17 protein-coding genes are annotated in these 19,774 nt (G+C 34.0%); 13 read left to right on the top strand and 4 right to left on the bottom strand.

The window, feature by feature from the left end:
- Positions 1-11 precede the first annotated feature (11 nt).
- Positions 12-1,094, bottom strand: a complete 1,083-nt coding sequence (locus NKR20_RS16085; RefSeq protein WP_253427589.1) for a DUF4236 domain-containing protein — start codon at positions 1,092-1,094, stop codon at positions 12-14.
- Between the two features lie 60 nt (positions 1,095-1,154).
- Entirely contained in the window at positions 1,155-2,051 is an 897-nt protein-coding gene (locus NKR20_RS16080) for a TetR/AcrR family transcriptional regulator (RefSeq protein ID WP_253427587.1), read from the bottom strand.
- 166 nt (positions 2,052-2,217) lie between these two features.
- Between NKR20_RS16080 and NKR20_RS16075 the strand changes: the two genes are divergently transcribed.
- The 8 genes from NKR20_RS16075 (at position 2,218) to NKR20_RS16040 (ending at position 11,793) form a co-directional block, all read left to right on the top strand.
- Positions 2,218-3,702, top strand: a complete 1,485-nt coding sequence (locus NKR20_RS16075) for a DHA2 family efflux MFS transporter permease subunit (protein WP_121214299.1) — start codon at positions 2,218-2,220, stop codon at positions 3,700-3,702.
- Between the two features lie 235 nt (positions 3,703-3,937).
- Complete coding sequence (locus NKR20_RS16070; protein WP_121214298.1) at positions 3,938-5,149, top strand: EAL domain-containing protein; 1,212 nt, start codon at positions 3,938-3,940, stop codon at positions 5,147-5,149.
- Positions 5,150-5,278: 129 nt separating this feature from the next.
- Positions 5,279-6,568 carry a glycoside hydrolase family 18 protein gene (locus NKR20_RS16065; protein WP_253428172.1) on the top strand — a complete coding sequence of 430 codons (1,290 nt, stop codon included), beginning with the start codon at positions 5,279-5,281 and terminating at the stop codon, positions 6,566-6,568.
- Positions 6,569-6,728: 160 nt separating this feature from the next.
- Positions 6,729-8,954: a YcdB/YcdC domain-containing protein gene (locus NKR20_RS16060; RefSeq protein WP_253427584.1), complete on the top strand. Its 2,226-nt coding sequence runs from the start codon at positions 6,729-6,731 to the stop codon at positions 8,952-8,954.
- A gap of 132 nt (positions 8,955-9,086) precedes the next feature.
- A complete protein-coding gene (locus NKR20_RS16055; RefSeq protein WP_121214295.1) occupies positions 9,087-9,407 on the top strand; it encodes an ArsR/SmtB family transcription factor in 321 nt (106 codons plus the stop codon).
- Between the two features lie 60 nt (positions 9,408-9,467).
- Entirely contained in the window at positions 9,468-10,427 is a 960-nt protein-coding gene (locus tag NKR20_RS16050) for a cation diffusion facilitator family transporter (RefSeq protein WP_253427582.1), read from the top strand.
- 132 nt (positions 10,428-10,559) lie between these two features.
- On the top strand, positions 10,560-11,015 hold the full coding sequence (locus tag NKR20_RS16045) for a DUF2243 domain-containing protein (protein ID WP_253427574.1): 456 nt from the start codon (positions 10,560-10,562) through the stop codon (positions 11,013-11,015).
- Positions 10,999-11,793: a cytochrome c oxidase assembly protein gene (locus NKR20_RS16040; RefSeq protein ID WP_253427572.1), complete on the top strand. Its 795-nt coding sequence runs from the start codon at positions 10,999-11,001 to the stop codon at positions 11,791-11,793. Before NKR20_RS16045 ends, NKR20_RS16040 begins: the two co-directional genes overlap by 17 nt.
- Before the next feature lie 154 nt (positions 11,794-11,947).
- On the opposite strand, the gene NKR20_RS16035 is transcribed toward NKR20_RS16040, so the two are convergent.
- Positions 11,948-13,771, bottom strand: coding sequence for a DNA ligase D (locus NKR20_RS16035; protein WP_253427570.1), 1,824 nt, complete (start codon positions 13,769-13,771; stop codon positions 11,948-11,950).
- A gap of 103 nt (positions 13,772-13,874) precedes the next feature.
- Between NKR20_RS16035 and ku the strand changes: the two genes are divergently transcribed.
- The 5 genes from ku (at position 13,875) to NKR20_RS16010 (ending at position 18,539) form a co-directional block, all read left to right on the top strand.
- Positions 13,875-14,714, top strand: a complete 840-nt coding sequence (ku, locus tag NKR20_RS16030) for a non-homologous end joining protein Ku (RefSeq protein WP_121214290.1) — start codon at positions 13,875-13,877, stop codon at positions 14,712-14,714.
- A 125-nt stretch (positions 14,715-14,839) separates the two neighbouring features.
- Positions 14,840-15,340, top strand: a complete 501-nt coding sequence (locus tag NKR20_RS16025; protein ID WP_121214289.1) for a YusW family protein — start codon at positions 14,840-14,842, stop codon at positions 15,338-15,340.
- Between the two features lie 121 nt (positions 15,341-15,461).
- A complete protein-coding gene (locus NKR20_RS16020; RefSeq protein ID WP_253427568.1) occupies positions 15,462-15,836 on the top strand; it encodes a DUF423 domain-containing protein in 375 nt (124 codons plus the stop codon).
- 64 nt (positions 15,837-15,900) lie between these two features.
- Positions 15,901-17,070 carry an endonuclease Q family protein gene (locus NKR20_RS16015; RefSeq protein WP_253428170.1) on the top strand — a complete coding sequence of 390 codons (1,170 nt, stop codon included), beginning with the start codon at positions 15,901-15,903 and terminating at the stop codon, positions 17,068-17,070.
- A 119-nt stretch (positions 17,071-17,189) separates the two neighbouring features.
- A complete protein-coding gene (locus NKR20_RS16010) occupies positions 17,190-18,539 on the top strand; it encodes an S-layer homology domain-containing protein (RefSeq protein ID WP_253427566.1) in 1,350 nt (449 codons plus the stop codon).
- Positions 18,540-18,919: 380 nt separating this feature from the next.
- On the opposite strand, the gene NKR20_RS16005 is transcribed toward NKR20_RS16010, so the two are convergent.
- Positions 18,920-19,666 carry an alpha/beta hydrolase gene (locus NKR20_RS16005; RefSeq protein WP_121215177.1) on the bottom strand — a complete coding sequence of 249 codons (747 nt, stop codon included), beginning with the start codon at positions 19,664-19,666 and terminating at the stop codon, positions 18,920-18,922.
- Between the last annotated feature and the right edge of the window lie 108 nt (positions 19,667-19,774).

Raw genomic sequence — 19,774 nt, 5'->3', positions numbered from 1 at the left:
AAATGGTTTTTTTACTGTATATCAGCAATCTCTTCTACTTCACTGAAGCCTAATGTCTTACGAAACTTCATATGGTGCATAAAATTATTTAAAGCATCAGATGGATCGATATATTGAAAGTTCAGTGTTTCAAGAGTAGCTCGATCGAATTTTACAGATAGAATACAAAATCTTTCTACATGGCCATTCTCAGTATTAAGCTGCTCATCATAAGCATGAACATATGCGGTTTCAATTGGCAAAAGTGCAAATAGGTCGCGAGCAATTCGAATCGTACAACTACACACATAATCCTGTTGCAAATTAAAATACTTAGTTTTTGTTAGCTTTTTAACAGACAAATTTCCAGCCTTTGTTAAGGTTTTCTCCATTGTAGGAATAATACTTTTTGAATGGACATCAAAGGTAACAACTAGAGTGGTCGGATCGTTACAACCGATTTCGAAACCACTTCCATATTCGCTTAAATCATTTAATGGCTCCATCTCTTCAATGACTTGCATATATGTATCCAAGTCACCAGCAAGAATTCGTTCAGCCAATCCTTTTAGTTTTTGCCAATCTTCATATGCTTCTTCATCTTCTTTTCTTGCAAGTAAAACGGCTTTCTCCAATAATTCTCTTTTATCGTTTTTTAATAGCCTTCCAAAGAAACTCGGTTTATAGCTGTGAAGGGCTTCAAGGGCTGCCTGTTCATTTGGCCCAACTTCATTTTTTTGAAATGGTGGAGGACAAGTAGCTAACTCATTCCAATTTACTGGATCATCTGCTTCAATATGGATAGATTTTAATATTTCACAAGTATTTAAATACGTCTCCACTTCAAATCGTGCAAGCTCTTTCTTTTCTTGCATTTGTTGCTGCTTTAAAGTTTGTCTTTTTTGGTAGGCGGGAGATTTATATGTTTTCCCACCACTTGTTGTGGAATAAGAAATACCTGAGCACGGTATTCCAACCGTAGCACGACGTTTACCACTTGTGTTAATTGAATAGCGAAGTCCTTTTCCGCCAAAGCTAAGGCTGGAACTTTTCTTTCCGACATTGAGTCGCACACCGGGAGCAATCTTTATGCTCTTTCTAAAATTAAATCCCATCTATCCACCTCCAAAAAGGAATCTCTTATCATTAAGTATCCTCAAAAGAAAGGGAGAAAATTAATTTTTGCGTTGTCTTTTTCCTTGTAAATATCTCCATAGGGAAGCTGCAATTTCATGAGCTTCAGCTTCATGGGGTGTATTGGCGAATGATTTCGTAAATGCTTGGCTGATGGATTCTAATACAAAAAACTTATCATCATCAATATTGAGCTCTTTAATTAGGAAGTTTGTATATTCAATTCCATCTACCCGGTCATGTTGTGTTAATTTTTCTTTAAATCCATGCAGTTGCTCAAGTAATATTTCTTTCGTTATGATTTTTTCATCAACTTTTTGTAAAAATGATTGATAAATATCTCTGGTAAAAATGATATTTCTTGATTTCAACTGTCGTTCAATTATCGCATCAATATGCTCCATGATGACTTGTACAACGATTTCGGGAGACGCTAATTGGGTTGTCGCCATTGCAAAAATTCGTAAAGATTGTTGCATCATTCCCATTGCTTGAACTGCACATTCAAAAGAGAACTCCTTAATTTTCTCACCATAAATATCAACGAACCGGCTAGATAGCCAGGTTAGCTCTGATATTAAATATTTTTGGATAACCTCTTTTAATTCCTTGTCTGTATTCCCTGAAAGTGACTCAAAGATTTGCGCTAGGTTTCTTTTGCGATGTATATAGGCAAGTAGCGCAATTTGTTTTATTAGTACCTCTTTATTTGAGGGATCTTCATTTAAAGCCACTTCAGAACGCTGATTAATTATTTCTTCTCTTGTCTCTTCTAATATTGAAATCAAACATTCAATTTTAGAACTGAAATGGTTATAAAAAGTACCTTTTGATACGTTAGCTGCAGTAATAATGTCCATAATAGAAGTATCATTAAACCCTTTTTCAATGAAAAGGTGACGTGCTGCATGGATAATTTGTCTTTTTCTTTTATTCATAGTTCCACCTTTTTTTATAATTATTAATTTAATTATACCACTAGTCTAAATTGTAAACACTTTCATATCAATGATTTTAAATAATTTATAATTTTTATTAAAAAAATTAGACCATGAGTATAAAATTAGCTACGTGAATAAAATGGGAGAGAGTGAACGTTAAAATATGAACAATGAGCAAACAACGAAAAAGCCTCCGTATTTAATGATAGCAATATTATTTGTCGGAGCTTTTGTGTCATTTTTAAATAACACATTATTAAATGTGGCACTTCCAACAATGATGGAAGATTTTAAAGTGACGTACGCAACAGTACAATGGCTTGTAACTGGATACATGCTTGTGAGTGGTGTATTAATTCCAGCGTCAGCCTTTTTAATTACACGATTTAATACTAGACCGTTATTTATTGTAGCAACTGTTATTTTTACAGTGGGTACAGCATTAGCAGCATATTCTCCAACATTTAGTATCCTATTAATAGGAAGAATGCTTCAAGCTGTTGGTTCATCGGTAATGGGTCCATTATTAATGAACGTAATGTTAATTAGTTTTCCAATTGAAAAACGTGGTGCAGCTATGGGTGTGTTTGGTTTAGTTATGATATCAGCCCCAGCAATTGGACCAACGTTATCAGGATATATTGTAGAGCATTATGATTGGCGCGTATTATTTGGTATGATTTTACCATTTGCGTTAATAAGTTTGCTTTTAAGTATTTGGAAGTTAAAAAATATTTTACCTACTAAAAAAGTAACATTAGATTATTTTTCATTAGTACTTTCAACAATCGGTTTTGGTGGAATTCTTTATGGTTTCAGTACAGCAGGAAATGATGGTTGGTCAGATCCAATCGTTATTACAACCATTGTAATTGGTGTAATAGGAGTCGTTCTTTTTGTATTACGTCAGTTAAGATTAGAAACGCCATTACTAAGTATGGAAATTTTCAAAGCAAGACCATTTGCATATGCTGCAATAATTAACACAGTCATTGCAATGGCATTAATGGGTGGTATGATTTTAACACCAGCCTATGTACAAAATGTTCGTGGTATTGATCCGTTAGAATCTGGTTTAATGATGTTACCAGGTGCCATCGTTATGGGACTCATGTCACCAATTACAGGGAAATTGTTTGATAAAATGGGTCCTCGAATTTTAGCAGTTGTTGGTCTTACAATCACTACTGTTTCTACTTACTTATTGTCACAGTTGGATTTAGAATCAACAAAATTATACATTATTATGGTTTACTCATTACGAATGTTTGGTATGTCTCTTGTAATGATGCCAATTACAACAAATGGGTTAAACTCACTACCAAGACGTTTAAATCCACACGGAACTGCGACAAACAATACGATTCAACAAATTGCAGGTTCAATTGGTACTGCTATCTTAATCGCAGTGATGAATGCTCGTACAACTTCTGTTGGGGAGGATTTAGCAAAAGATGCTGCTGCAAATGCAACTGGACAAATGACAGAAGCACAGATGTTAGAGTTAAAAACTCAAATTACACAACAAGCACTTTTAGAAGGAATCGAATTCGCATTCTTTGTGGCAACAATTATTTCATTAGTTGCCCTAATACTATCGTTCTTCCTAAAACGCGCCGTTAATCCAGAACAACCACAAATGAAATAAAGCTTTATAAAATCATAAAAAACGAGTTTTATACTCGTTTTTTATTTAACTTTAAATTTAATAATGTAATATTTCCACTTCAACAAGAATACACTTATTAACGGTGTGTTCTTTTTATTTTTATTATATTAAAAATATTCTTTTCGTTGTGTTATCTTTTCTAACATGAAAAATAGTGTATAATCATTATGGTAGTAATTATTGTTTTATAAGATTTTGGTGGGGGGTTAGACAAATGGATGTTCTGAATATTTTAGACAAAGTAGATGATATGAACGTCTCTTTTGAACCAATTTACAGTGCCGATGAGCATGTAATCGTAGCATATGAAGTAATTGGACAATTTACAATTGAAGGGAAAACGGTAAACGTTACTGAACTTACATATGATGAAACGATTCCAGAAGATTTACGATCTGAAATGGAGTTAAATCTTATAAAGAAAGCGATTACATTTTCAAAGGAAGAAGTTTTACAAAAACAGATTGCCCTCTATTTACCTTGTAATCCTAATTTACTTATGATTGATTTTGGTGATAGATATTTCGAAATGTTAAAAGAATTGGTTGAAGAAAGTCAATTTCCATACATTTATTTAGTAATTCCAGAACATAAGTATGTTGGAGATCTTGAACAGTTACAACATCCAATTCGATATATAAAAACATATGGTGTAAAAATTGCATTAGATCAAATTGGTTCTGAAAGTAATTTGGATCAAATATTAATGTTTGAACCAGCAGTCTTAAAAATTAATGTTAGCCAATTAAATTACAATGCGTGGGGAGCACAAAACCACGTGTTTACGACAATTCAAGCATTAGCAGTGAAAATTGGTGCTACTTTAATGTTTGATAATATATCAACAGATTATCAATTACACCATGCATGGAAAAATGGTGCACGCTATTTTAAAGGTGGGTATTTGCAAAAACCATCGAATCAGTTTATTCCGAAAGATACATTAAAAGAACGTTTCCGTAATGAATGCCAACAGTTTATTTCAACTGAAAAGCGGTTATTGGAAGTGAAATACGGTGAAATGCTTCAATTAAAAAAGAAGATTGCCACAATTGTTGAGAATACAAAACCTGAACGAAATAATGATGAGAAATTATTGCAGCTTGCAAAACAATTGGAGAATATTGCATTCCGTTTTTATATTTGTAATGAGGAAGGGTTCCAAATCTCGCCGAATATCGTTCGTCAAAACGGAAATTGGATAGTGGATCAAGAGGCTGTAGGGAAAAACTGGAGTTGGCGTCCGTATTTCTTATTCAATATTATTAAATTGAGAAATGATGGAAAAGGTGAACTTTCTAGTATCTATAGTGACATTGTGACAGGCGAATTAACGCGTACGTACTCGATGGCACTTAATGACCATGAATATTTATTTGTGGACGTTACGTATGATTACCTTTACGAACATAATATTGTGAATTAACAAATGGGCTACTAATGGAACAATTGAACATTAGTAGCCCATTTTATTTATTGTTGTGATTTTCTCCTCAGTAAAAACATAAAATTTATTGGTGTATTGTTTCGAACAACGTAAAGGGGAGGAAATACAATTCAAATACATGTTGTTCAACCGGGTCAATCGTTATATGGGATAGCACAAGCCTACGGAAGTACGGTAGAAAATATCGCCCGTGCTAACCAGATAGAGGGTGCTGAAACTTTAGTAATCGGTCAAGCTTTGGTCATTCCAATTTACGGAAGCTTTTATTGGGTTCAACCAGGGGACACGTTATTTTCAATAGCACAACGTTTTGGAATAAATTATACGACGTTAGCACAAATCAACGGCATCAATCCAAATGCACCATTAGCTGTTGGAACACGTCTCTATATTCCACCTATGCCAAAACGAGATGCAGAAGTGAATATTTATATCGAACCAATGGGGGATACAGTTAGTGAAGAATTATTAACTGAAGCGAGAGAGATAGGAAGATACTTAACATACTTAGCACCTTTTAGTTATGAAGCTAGACGGGATGGTAGCCTAGATCCAATCCCAACTGAAGGAATTCCAGAGGTGGCACAATCCACAGGTGCAACTTTAATGCTAGTTGTTACCAATTTAGAAAATGGTCAATTTAGTGGTGAACTAGGCAGAGCTATCTTACAAAGTTCAGCAGTTCAAGATGTATTGCTTGAAAACATTGTAGACGAAGCACGTAGAATTGGTGGAGTATCCGATATTCATTTTGATTTTGAGTTTTTACCAGGCGATCAACGAGAAGCATACAATAACTTTTTAAGAAAAGCAGCTAATTATTTACACAATGAAGGGTTCTTAATCTCAAGCGCTCTTGCTCCTAAAACAAGTGCGGATCAAGCAGGTCAATGGTATGAAGCGCATGATTACCGGGCACATGGAGAGATAGTTGACTTTGTTGTATTAATGACCTATGAATGGGGGTATTCTGGAGGACCTCCGATGGCAGTTTCACCAATTCAAGAAGTAGAAAAAGTATTACGTTATGCCTTAACAGAAATGCCTGCTAGTAAAATCATGATGGGTCAAAATTTATATGGTTATGATTGGACACTACCATTTGTTCCAGGTGGCCAATATGCACGAGCAGTAAGTCCACAAAGAGCGATTGAAATTGCTAGGGATAATAATGTTGCCATTCAATATGACTACACAGCACAAGCACCACACTTTAATTATGTAGATAGCGCGGGAAAAGCTCACAAAGTTTGGTTTGAAGATGCAAGATCCATTCAGGCAAAGTTTAATCTGATGAAGAGACTCAATTTAAGAGGAATTAGTTATTGGAAGCTAGGGTTCCCATTCCCACAAAACTGGTTATTAATAGGTGAGAATTTCAATGTAACAAAACGTTAACTATATTCTGTGCCTCGAAACTACGAAATACTAGTAGATTTGAGGCTATTTTTTTGTAAACCACTTTGTGACATAAATGTAAGGTTAATAGAGACAAAAGTCTATTTTTTAATTTCCTATTATGTAATAAAATGGTATGTATAAAGTGAGGAGGGGTATTTTGGTTAAGTTTAAAAAAATTGGAATTTCTGTTACAACAGCCGCGCTATCTCTAGGTCTATTGGCTTCTGTTGCAAGTGCTCAAACTCCTGTGGGTGGACAAGCTGAAAAAATACTAATTCAGGTTGCATCAACAGAAGCTCAAGTTGCAAAAGAAGATTTAATAAAAAAATTAAAAGAGCTTTTCCCAAATAAGTTTGATTTTTTATCAAACAACGATTTTTACATGAGTTCTGGGCAGGAATACCCTTGGGACGATACAATTCGTTACAATTTAAATTTTAATAAAAATATTAAAGGGAAATATGTTTACGGTAGTATTACATTTGCTGGAGATAATTTGGAAGTTGAAAATTTCTATTTCCAACCTATTAATCAATCCGATGCGTTGTTCCCTGCAAAAGTAACTGAGGATGAGGCGAAACAAATTGCCTTAAACTTTATAAAAAAATTCCCAAACAGCAATGAATACAAATTAATTACAAATGATAGTAACTATTACTACTTATATGGGAACCAACTATTAACAGAGCCGATTCGCTATGCGTTTACGTTTGCGAAAACACACTCAGATGTAAAAGTTGCAGATCAACAAATTAATGTTACAGTGCTAGGAAATGGTGAGATAACAGATTTCTATCGTAATACGACAGCACAAAAATCAACATTTGATGAGAAAGGTCAGTTAAAGTTACAAGCTGATGTTTTGAAAAAAATTAAGGACAACCTATCTGTTCAATTACAATACCAAATCAATTATGATTACCTAAGTGGTGAACGTACTGTACAGCTAGTTTATAATCCAACTTCTCAATTCAGTGGAGTACATGCTCTAAGTGGTAATTGGTTTACAGCGGATGGTATTTCTCAATCACTACCTGCTAGAAAAACAGTAGAACCAATAGTTAATCAAAAACTATCACCTAGACAACCTGGAATTACTACTGAACAAGCAAAAACAATTGCAAACGATCTTTTAAAGATTGATTCAGAAGATGTTAAATTAACAATTCACAGTGTTGAAGAAACGACAAATTACAATGGCAAAGAAGTTATTATGATTAACTATTCTTATGAATATAAAAATGGTGGATATGGTACTAGTATTGAAATTGATAAAGCAACAGGAGAACTTATTCAGTATCATAATTTAAAAAATGAAGTGTTAACTGAAACGAAAAAAGAAGAAGATACAAAGGCTACACTATCAAAAGCTGAAGCTCTATCAAAAGCTACTGCTTTCTTAAGAGAGTGGGTACCATCTTATTTAAATCAATATGCAAAACCGATTAACGAGCCATATTATGATAAGCAACGAGGAGTATATAACTTTACATTCCCTCGAATTGTAAATGGTATCGCTGTTACTGGTGATGATATAAACGTTAGTATTACAGACAAAGGCGAAGTAACGAATTTATATGTGAACGATCAAAATATTGATGAGTGGCCTTCAACGGAAGGAATATTATCTGTAAATGAAGCAACTGATCGTTTCAAAGAATCAATGAATCTAGAATTACTTTACATGAAACAAAATGAAGAAGAGAAACATTATTCATTAGTTTATGTACCAACTTATAACGAACAACAAATTAGTTCACTTGATGCAACAACAGGTGAATGGGCGAGCTTGTTTGGAAAGAAAGAAACGTCTACAGTCACACATCCAACTGCTGAAAAAGAGTTAAATTACTTAATTGAAAAAAATATTTTAGAAGTAAAAGATTCTAGTACTTTCAATGCAAATAGTGCAATTACTAAAGGTGAGGCAATCAAAGTTTTAGTAAAATCGCTTACTTACTTCTATGAGGGTATGTATCCTCAACAAGAAGAAACAACACAAACCTTCGAAAATATTGGACCAGATCACCCATACTTTGGTGTGATTGAAAGAGCGGTTGCAATCGGAATTCTAGATGCATCAAACGATACTTTTAATCCAGAAGCAAAGCTAACTCGTGAAGAATTAGCTGTTTGGTATATTCGTGCTCTAGGTTTAGAACAGGCAGCAAAACATAAAGACATTTATAAAGTAAATGTGAAAGATGCTGCAGATGTTACAAATACTGGACATGTTGCATTAGCTGTTGCATTAGAACTTCTACCAACAGAAAATGACCTATTTAGTCCTAAAAAAGAAGTATCTTATGCAGACATTGCGGTATCAACAATCCGTTTAGCACATAAAGTTAACGAGTCTGGAAGAGAATTACAATATTATTAAAAGAAGAAGGGCAGTTCCCGTTTTTCGGGTACTGCCTTTTTCTGTCCGAAAATTCTGTACAAAAAGTAATCGTCAGCATATAATATTCATATATGATTATATATTCATATTTAAGATTTTAGGGGGATGTATATGGATCAAGAAATGAAAGTAGCATACCAGGACGATTTAGATGAGGAGACGCTTTTTTTAGTGTCCCAAACTTTCAAAGCATTAAGTGACCCAACACGTATTCGAATTTTGAATTTACTTTTTAAGAAGGAATATTCCGTTAATGAAATAGCTGAAACATTAGAACTTAAACAATCTACGGTTTCTCACCAATTACGGTTTTTAAAAAATCTTCGTTTAGTAAAATATCGTCGAGAAGGAACAACATTATTTTACTCTCAAGATGATGAACACGTAATGAACATGTTAAAGCAAACGATTGAACATGCTAATCATAGTTAAGTTGTAGTTACAATATTTCTATATGAACATATATTAATATAAAGGGAAGGGAGATTAATTATGGGACACGGACATGATCATGCGCATCATAACCATACACATGGTGCAAATAAAAAAACATTAACCATTGCTTTCTTTATAATAAGTGCATTTATGATAATAGAAGTTATTGGGGGATTTCTTACAAATAGTCTTGCCCTTCTTTCGGATGCAGGACATATGTTAAGTGATGCAGTCTCTCTAGGTGTCGGTGTTTTAGCTTTTAAACTAGGGGAAAAAGTTGCAAGTTACAGTAAAACGTATGGGTATAAACGTTTTGAAATATTAGCAGCCGTTTTTAATGGTGTTACATTAGTGATTATTGCTCTGTTTATTTTTTATGAAGCAATTGAACGATTTGCAAATCCACCAGAAGTAGCTTCAACAGGTATGTTAACGATTGCGATTATTGGATTACTCGTAAATATCTTAGTTGCGTGGATAATCATGCGCGGTGGCGATACAAAGGAAAACTTGAACTTACGTGCTGCATTTTTACATGTAATTGGTGATATGCTAGGATCTGTCGGTGCAGTTGTAGCAGCTTTACTAATAATGTTTTTTGGTTGGGGTTGGGCAGATCCGCTTGCAAGTGTAATTGTTGCTTTACTTGTTCTAATAAGTGGATACCGAGTTACGAAGGATTCAATTCACGTATTAATGGAAGGGACACCAAGTAATATAAAAATAGAAGAGATTATTGATTTATTAAAATCTACTCAAGGCGTTATCGATATTCATGATCTACATTTATGGTCCATTACAAGTGGTCAAAATGCTTTTTCTTGTCATGTTGTAGTAGATGAACACATAACACTTCGGGAAAGTCAACAAATACTAAAACACATCGAACATGAACTAGCTCACTTAGGTATTAATCATGTAACCTTGCAAATAGAAGACAATCAACATAAACATGAAGACTCAATTTTATGTAAACTAAAACATGAGCACCACCATCATCATGTGCATAGTCATTAATATAAAGTAGTGGAACAGGTATCTCAATTATTAGGAGATACCTGTTCTTTATTTGGATATAAACAAACTTATAGAATTTACAATTGTTGGATAAAATGGGGTGGTAAATACAAACTTTTTTGAGGGTGAAATATGAATCATAATAAATATTATATTTGGTCTGGAATTTTTTTCGGAATCGGGTTAGTTGCGTTCTTCGATGAAGCAGTATTCCATCAATTGCTTCATTGGCATCACTTTTACGATAAGGCTACATTAAGTGTTGGTCTAATTTCAGATGGATTGTTCCATGCGTTTAGTTGGTTTTCAACAGTAGCTGGATTATTTATGTTAGCTGATATGCGAAAGCGGAAAATTTGGAATAAAAAGAAGTGGGTAGGCGGTATCTTTGTTGGGGCAGGTGTATTTCAACTATATGATGGGACGATTCAACATAAATTAATGAAAATCCATCAAATCCGTTATAATGTTGAGATTTTCTATTATGACCTTACTTGGAATGTAATAGCTGTTATTTTGATTATCATCGGGGTAATCTTACTTAGAAAATCCTCAAGTACAGGTGAGTTAAATGCATCATCATCATGAACCTGTTCACTGGTTTGAGACAATATTCGGTAGTATTGTGTTTTTATTACTAATTGCAATTTATATAGTCGGGGTCATGATATCAAATAAAATATACTCCCAGTGGCCATTGTACCGAATTGTATTATGGAGTCTTGGAATAATCTGTATTGCGATAAGTTTAGTCGGACCTACTGCTGAAAAGGCCCATAACAGTTTCCATTCTCATATGATGACTCATTTGCTTTTAGGGATGCTTGGACCATTATTACTCGTATTTTCGGCACCAATCACCCTTTTATTAAGATGTCTAAAGGTTCAGCATGCAAGAATAGTGAGTCGAATATTAAAAAGTAAGTATGTTGAAATTGTCTCTCACCCAATAATAGCAACGGTTTTAAATATGGGTGGAATTTGGGTGTTATATGTAACTCCACTTTATAACGCAATGCATTCGTCCATCTTGCTTTATAGTTTAATTCATTTCCATGTGTTTTTAGCAGGATATGTGTTTACGGCTTCGATGATATCTTTTGATCCATCACCCCACCGATATAGTTTTATCTACCGCTCGATTGTATTAGTTTTGGCAATGGCATCCCACAGTATTTTATCAAAATGGATTTATGCAAATCCTCCACAAGGAATTGATAAATTTGATGCGGAAATGGGTGGAATTATCATGTATTATGGTGGAGATTTTATTGATTTGATTATCGTGATTGTGTTATGTGCTCAATATTTTAGAAGAACTCAAATGGGTATAAGAAAAAAGGAGTTGTCTGAAAAGTCATTTTGAGACAGCTCCTTTGTAACTGACGCTACCGCTTTCGTCACAGATAAATTGCGACGAGGATGGTGACAACCACCGCAGGAACAATAATTCATAAGAGATATTTATCAAGAAAGAAAAGAGGTGTCCAAAAAATTATTACTTTTTGGACACCTCCAGGTTATTTTTTAAACTTATTTAAAGTTGATAATACTGCTCGAAATTCTTCTTCTTGTTGTGTTTTAAAATAGTTTTGAAATGGATCGCCAATTGTAGTGATTCTCTCAAGAACAGCAGGAATCGGAAAAAGTTTTGGGGTTAGTTTACTATTGACTTCATTCCAATTCAGTGGGGTTGCAACATAGCCGAACTCATTGCCCCTTGCAGAATACGGGGCGATAATCGTTTTTCCTTCCGCATGTTGTACATAATCTAAGTACAGTTTATTGTTGCGATTTTTTTTGAGACGTTCGGTTGTAAACCATTTCGGTTCTTGTTCACATAAAAAGCGACAAACAAATTCAGTAAAGACCCTACATTCATCATAAGAGAAAGTATCTTTGGGTAAAGGGATATAGAGTTGAAGCCCTTTTCCTCCAGATGTTTTTACAAAGCAAGTTAAGTTAAGATTATCAAAAATTGCTTTCATTCGAGTTGCTGCCTCAATGGCGAGGGAAAACTCGTCTACTGAAGGTGGGTCTAAATCGAAAACAATTTCTGTAGGATAAGTTGTTGAAACCGTTTGAAAAGGTATATGAAATTCAATGGCCAGTTGATTTCCGAGCCATAATAAGGACTCGATATCCTGACAAATTATATATTCAATATCTTCATGTACCTTTGTTTTGATAAATTCCGGTGTATATTCTGGAGCATTCTTTTGGTAAAAACTTTCTCCAGGTACTCCATGGGGAAAACGAATTGCTGTTAAAAGACGCTCCTTTAAAAAGGGAAGCATGTATGGAGCGATTTGTTGTAAATAATAAATATAATCATCTTTTATTAACCCCAATGCAGGCCAAATTGGTTTATCTGGATGAGTGATTGTAATGGTTTCTGGTAACGGATTTAATTGACGAAGCAATCCTTCCCAAGTAACATCACTTGGCACAGTGTGGAATCGAAAAGCTTCAAATCTTGGTTCTCTTAATTTTTTTCCATCGTAATCAATACACGCTACATCTACACAAATGGAGGGTGGTAATTCCCAAGTGGTTGCAGATGTTTGTTTTCCTTTTGAAAGAAAAAATGTAGATAGGGTCCCCATCTCTTCATCGGAAAACCCATGACGGAAGTTTGTAATGACTTCTAATTGTTCATTTTTAAAGACTGCACCATTGAAATAGCCGTTTTCTTGATCGTATTGAGTAAGGATAACCGTAACAATTCGCCAGTTTTTAATTTTTAACCATTGATTTGAACGCTTTCCTCTTTCCCATTGGCTTGTTGTTTTCTTTGCAATAATTCCTTCCCCATGATATTTCTTTACTTTTTTCCATAGCTTATCAGAATCGTGAAACTCTTTAATCATTTGGATTGTACCTTTATTTTGGTACTCTACTTGTTCAAACAATTTAAGTTTATGTAGTAGTGATTTTCTTTCGTTTAAAGGCAACCCTTCTAATAAGTTTCCTTTATACAGTATCAAATCAAAAACAATAATGTTACATGGAAATTGTTTTGCGAGTTCTTGTATCGTTTTTTCAGTTTTTGTCTTTCCGCGTTTTTGAACAATTGAAAATTCACTTTTAAAGTTATTTGTCAAATATACAATTTCACCATCAAAAATTAATGGTAAATGAGAGACGATATCTTCGTATATATCCTCACAATATTGAATCAACTCAGGGAAGTAGGTATTGAGCTCTTTTCCGTTTCTGCTAATGAGTTTCGGTGTTTTTTGTTCCCAAATAACAAGACATCGAAAGCCATCATATTTCGTTTCGTAAATCCAGTCCTTGCCGGTCGGTGTGCTTTCGGTTGAAGTAAGGAGCATTGGTTTCATTGATATAAACCTTCTTTTTCCCTTTATTTTTTCAATAAAACAACACGTTATACATAGAAAGAATGTAAATAAGCATAATAACGAAAAGAGAGGTGAAGTCATAATGCATACAGTTTGGAAAGGTAGCATTAGTTTTGGTCTTGTTAATATTCCAGTAAAGCTTCACGCCGCAACAGAAAATAAGGATATCAAGTTAAGACAATTACATAAGGAATGTAATAGTCCGATTAATTATCAAAAGGTTTGTCCTGTTTGCGATAGAGAAGTGAAAAATGAAGACATTGTAAAAGCTTATGAATACTCGAAAAATAAATTTGTGGTATTAGATGATGAGGAACTTGAAAGAATTAAAAAAGAGAATGAAGATAAATCAGTTGAAATCCTTGAGTTTGTAAAACTTGAAGAGATTGATCCAATTTATTTTGAACGAAGCTATTTCCTTGCTCCTGATAGTGGAGGTGGAAAGGCGTATGCATTATTACGTGAAGCGTTAAGTAGCTCAGGGAAAATTGGCGTAGCTAAAATTACGATTCGTTCGAAAGAGCAGTTAGCAATTGTTCGAGTTTATAATGATACATTATTGATGGAAACAATCCATTTTCCAGATGAAGTTCGAAATGCTGCAGAAGTTCCAAATATTCCAGATACCGAAAAAGTCACGCAAAAAGAATTGGACACGGCTCTTATGTTAATCGAACAATTAACAACAAAATTTGAGCCTGAAAAATATACAGATGAATACAGAACAGCATTAATGGAACTGATTGAACAGAAGAAATCTGGAGAAGCAACCGTTACTGCAACGGATAAACCAACATCTGCAATTCCTTCCGATATGACAGACTTAATGGCTGCATTACAAGCATCGTTGGATAAAACGTCCACTACGACTAAGAAACCGGTAACTCGGAAACGAAAAGTAAAAGAGAAAAAAGAAGCTTAAAAATAAGCGTAGTTGAAGTATTCAACTGCGCTTTTTCAATTTAGGAAAACTTTAAATTGAATGGATAAATAATAGTTATATGGGAAAAATATGAGAGTGAAAATTCAACTAAGGAGAGAAACGACATGAATGCGATAAAATCATTTCTGATTATACCTTTATTAGTAGGCGTATTGTATGGATGCAATGACAATAATGATATCGATCAAGATGAAGTTGTAACGGGTAATAATGAAGCTGGGCAAACAGAAAATACTGATAATGATACAGTTGAACAAACAACAGACAATCAAAATACTGGGAATAGTGAATATAACTTTACACACTTTGATTTAGACGTAGATTATCCGAACGATATTTCTTTTGATGTTGAATATACAAAAAACCAAGATGTAGTTGGTGTTGAAGTTGATGATGAAATTAACAATGTCGAATTAAAAGGCGATGCTGCAAATGAACAAATAGCTCCACAATTAGCAAAACTAACATTTGATGAAAATACAAGTGATGATGAAGTATTAAACGAAGTGTTATCTGCTTTTAATTTAGAAAAGGATTACCAAAACATTGAACTTGAAGTGAAATTTAATAATGGCGATGTAAAACGTTATAAGTTTAAAAATTAAATCTAACAGGGAACTGTATAATTAAGAAATTACTTAATTATACAGTTTTTATTTTGTATAAGTAAATTGTTATCCTAAAATAGATGAGAAAACTAAGTTTACATTTAGGGAGTGATATATTTTGAATACATTAATCTTTTTAGGGGCATTGCTTTCATTTTTAGGAGTTGCGCTGGGTGCCTTTGGAGCTCATGCATTAAAAGATAAATTCGCAGAGCCGCGTTATGCACAAAATTGGAACACAGCAGTGCAATATCAAATGTATCATGCTTTAGGGCTAATTATTCTAGGTACTTTATCAAGTGATGTTTTGTTAGGGGAAACAAGTCTTTTAATGTGGGCTGGATATTTAATGTTGGCAGGAGTAATCTTCTTTTCTGGAAGTCTATATGTATTATCTGTCACAGGTATAAAGAAATTAGGTGCAATTACACCGATTGGAGGAGTTTTATTTTTAGCAGCGTGGATTTTAGTCATGATTGAAGTGATGAGCTAATCAAGGGATATTTTATGAAATGTAATCCATTCTATATGAGAAGAAGGGATGTGATTTTCAAATGTTGCAAAGTTATTTTTCGGACTTACATATACATATAGGCCGAACACAAAGCGGTAGAGCTGTAAAAATTACTGGAAGCAAAAATTTAACGCTACAAAATATTTTGGATGTAGCAAGTAGTAAAAAAGGGTTAGATTTAATCGGAATTATTGATTGCCACTCTCCAGAAGTTATTGGGGAGATAGAGCAACTGATTATGGAGGAGAAAGCGCAGGAACTACGACTTGGTGGAGTACGATATGAAAGAACGACTTTGATATTAGGCTCTGAAATTGAAATATATGATGAGCATTGTCATGGCCCAATTCATGTCCTCGCCTTCTTTCCAACAATTGAAATAATGAAGGAATTTTCGAAATGGATGAGTCATCATCTGAAAAACATTCATTTAAGCTCTCAACGAATTTATTGTGATGGACTTACATTGCAGAATAAAGTTCGTGAGTTAGGCGGACTCTTTATCCCTGCACATGTGTTTACACCTTTTAAAAGTCTTTATGGAAAAGGTGTAGTAAAAAGTTTAAAGGAAGTATTTGATCCCCAACTTATTGATGGTATTGAACTTGGACTTAGTTCTGATACGTATATGGTAAAAGATATTAGTGAATTAAATCCATATACTTTCGTGACGAATTCAGATGCTCATTCACTTGGGAAGCTAGCGAGAGAATATCAAAAGTTACAGCTGGGTGATGTCAATTTTCAAGAGTTAAAACTCGCACTTCATGAACAAGAGGGAAGGGGAGTTCTCTCAAATTACGGGTTAAATCCGTTACTTGGAAAATATCATGAAACCGTATGTGCAAATTGTGGTGAATCTGTTGAAGAAGAAGGGTTAATTCATTGCCCGTACTGTGGGCAATCCCAATTAATAAAAGGCGTTTCAAAGAGAATTAAAGAATTATCTGATACAGAATATCATACACGTCAGCGACCGCCGTACATTCATCAAATTCCCCTTGATTTTATTCCGGGAATTGGACCGAAAACAATTGAAAAATTATTAAATGTCTTTGGAACAGAAATGAATATTTTGCACCATGTAAGTGTGGAGGAACTAGCACAAGTGATACCACTAAAAATTGCTACTACGATAGATCTGGCAAGAAGCGGAAAACTCGGTATTACAGTTGGTGGTGGCGGTGTTTACGGAAAAATAGAAAAACAGTAGATGTCGATTAATGCCGACATCTTTTTTAATTCTATTAAATTTTTAAATTGATACATATTAAGAGACTAATTTACTATATATATAGGGTGATGGAATTCTATAGATAGGGAGGGAAATAAATGCAGTATAAGAAAAGATTTAAAATGCTATTTGCGTTTTTACTTGCTTTAATTTTAATTATTCCAGTTACAGTAAGTGCTGATGAATTGGAAAGTAACGAAGATTTACAGTTAAATTATTTAGCCTTAGGAGATTCACTGGCAGCCGGAATTAATGAAAAAGGTGAACTAGCGAAAGGATATGCAGATTATTTTGCTCTTTCACTAAAAGAAGTTGAGGGGTTAAAAAGCTATAATAAAGGCTTTGCAGTCCCAGGTTATAAAACTACAGATTTATTAAATGACTTGAAAAACAATGTTTCAAAATCAGTTATTAATTTAGAAGGTATACAAAAGGAAGAGATTGATATTGTAACTGCTGTAAAAGAAGCAGATATCATTACAATTAGTATTGGTGCAAATGACGTACTATCATTTGTAAAACCAGATCAAGAAGGAAAAATTAATATCGACATGGCAGCTGTAACTGCTGGTATTAAAGCATCAGGTGAAAATTACCATGCGATTTTAACTAATTTAAAACAACTGAATCCAGATGTTGAGATTTTTGTAATGGGTTACTATAATCCATTTCCAGCGTTAGAAAACTATAAACAACAGTTATCATTATTAGTAAAAACATTAGATGGTGCTGTTAAACAAATAGCTACAGCTAACGGAGCACACTTTGTTGATGTTGCATCAGCAATTGCAGCAGATGAGGCGAAATATCTTCCAAATCCAGAAAATATTCATTTAAGTGCTGAAGGTTATCAAGTTGTTGCAGATCGATTCTTTGAAGCGTTATTATCTTTAGCTGAAGAAGAAGTGTTATTAAAAGATATCGAAGGGCACTGGGCAGAACAATATATAAAAGATGTTGTTGCAGCTGGTATTATGGCTGGCTATGAAGACAGTACTTTTAAACCAGATCAAGCTCTTTCTCGTGTTGAGACGGTTTCAACGATTATCCGTAGCTTAGAATTACCGGATGTTTTGGACATGCCATTCGCTGATGTTGGAGATTATCCACATGAAATTAAAATGGATGTAGCAAAGGCTGCGAGTATCGGTTTAGTTAAAGGGTATAATGGCTATTTAAAACCTGAAGATAAAGTGACGCGTGCACAATTTGCATTAATGGTATCTCGTGCATATACAGCTGTTTCAGGACAAGCTTATGTACCTGAAAAGAAAGCGCCATATTCGGACATCGCGAAATTAGACGCTGAGACACAAAATGCTATTGCTCTTTTACATGAGCTTGGTTTCAATCAAGAGAAAAATGGTAAGTTTAGTCCGTCAAAAGCAGTTACACGAGCTGAAGCTGCAACAGTGATTTGGACATTTTTATCATTAGCTGAAAATTAATTGTAATGCAAGGATGTCCATCACTCCCATTGTAACTCGCTTCGCTTACGTCACAGATAAATTGTGACGAGGATAGTGGGAATTTATTTCAACTACCACAGGAGCATTATTTTACTTTACATGAAAAGAAGGTTGTCCAGTAAAGTTCTACTTACTGGACAATTTTTTATTTAAGCACAAAAAACAAGTTGCAAATTATGACGGGGATCATAATTGCAACTTGTTTTTAAAAGGGATGTATGTCACTAGGACATATATTTTATAGCAAATTGGGGAATCTGCAACTCACGGCTATGCCTTCGTTGCATTTAATTTGCTAGGGGATACATTAATAATATGGACATGTTTTTCAAATTTTATATCAAGAATTTGAAAAAAATTTACTCTTTCCATTTCAATCCTTCAAAGAAATGATAAATTTCTTCGAAGACTAATTCTTTCTCTTGGTCAAGAGTTAAAATATGTCCTGAGTTAATAAAGCTTTTTACTGATTTAATACGTGATTTGACAGAATTATAAATAAGGTCTGCACTTTCGCAGTAATACTCGTCATCACGTAGACCACGTAAAATGTGGACTGGAGTTTGAATTGTTTGTAATTTAGCACTTGTATCATTAATGATACCTTGCAAGTAAGATAATTTAGGCATTACATATTTTTTTGCAATTTCTTGTGGTTGATCTTCTTGCTCATTAAAAGTACCAGATAATTTTTTATATTTAATCGTATAATCGATAATTCGCTCTTGTAAACTGTCAGTATTTTTCGCTAATGCAGGTGCACTCATCGCGACAATAGCTTTTGTAGGACGTTCTTCACCTAATCTTAATGAGAAAATACCACCTAGTGAAACTCCTGCAACAGCAATCTCATCAAACCCTTTATTACGAAGGTAATCATAACCTTCTAATACACTATTCCACCATTCGATTGGATCTGTTTCAATTAAATCTTTTGGGTCTCCACCATGACCTTTATATAATGGTGCATGAACTGTATAGTTGCGTTCAGATAAAAATCTACCTAATCGTTTAACATCGTTCGTATTTCCTGTAAAACCATGAAGTAAAAGAACGGCGCGGTTACCTTTCTCAATTGTAAATGGTTTTGGCGGAATGATTTTCATTTTATATTGACTCCTTCTCACTATTATAATTGTGACAAACTTTCTAAAAATTTAAAATATATATTGTTTTTTAAAAGGAAATTTGGTATGCAAAACTGATATTTAAGC

This window comes from Ureibacillus endophyticus (genome assembly GCF_024159215.1).
GTDB classification, from domain to species: domain Bacteria; phylum Bacillota; class Bacilli; order Bacillales_A; family Planococcaceae; genus Ureibacillus; species Ureibacillus endophyticus.
The sequence above is the reverse complement of the archived record's forward strand: the minus strand, read 5'-3'. Positions and strand labels throughout refer to the sequence as shown.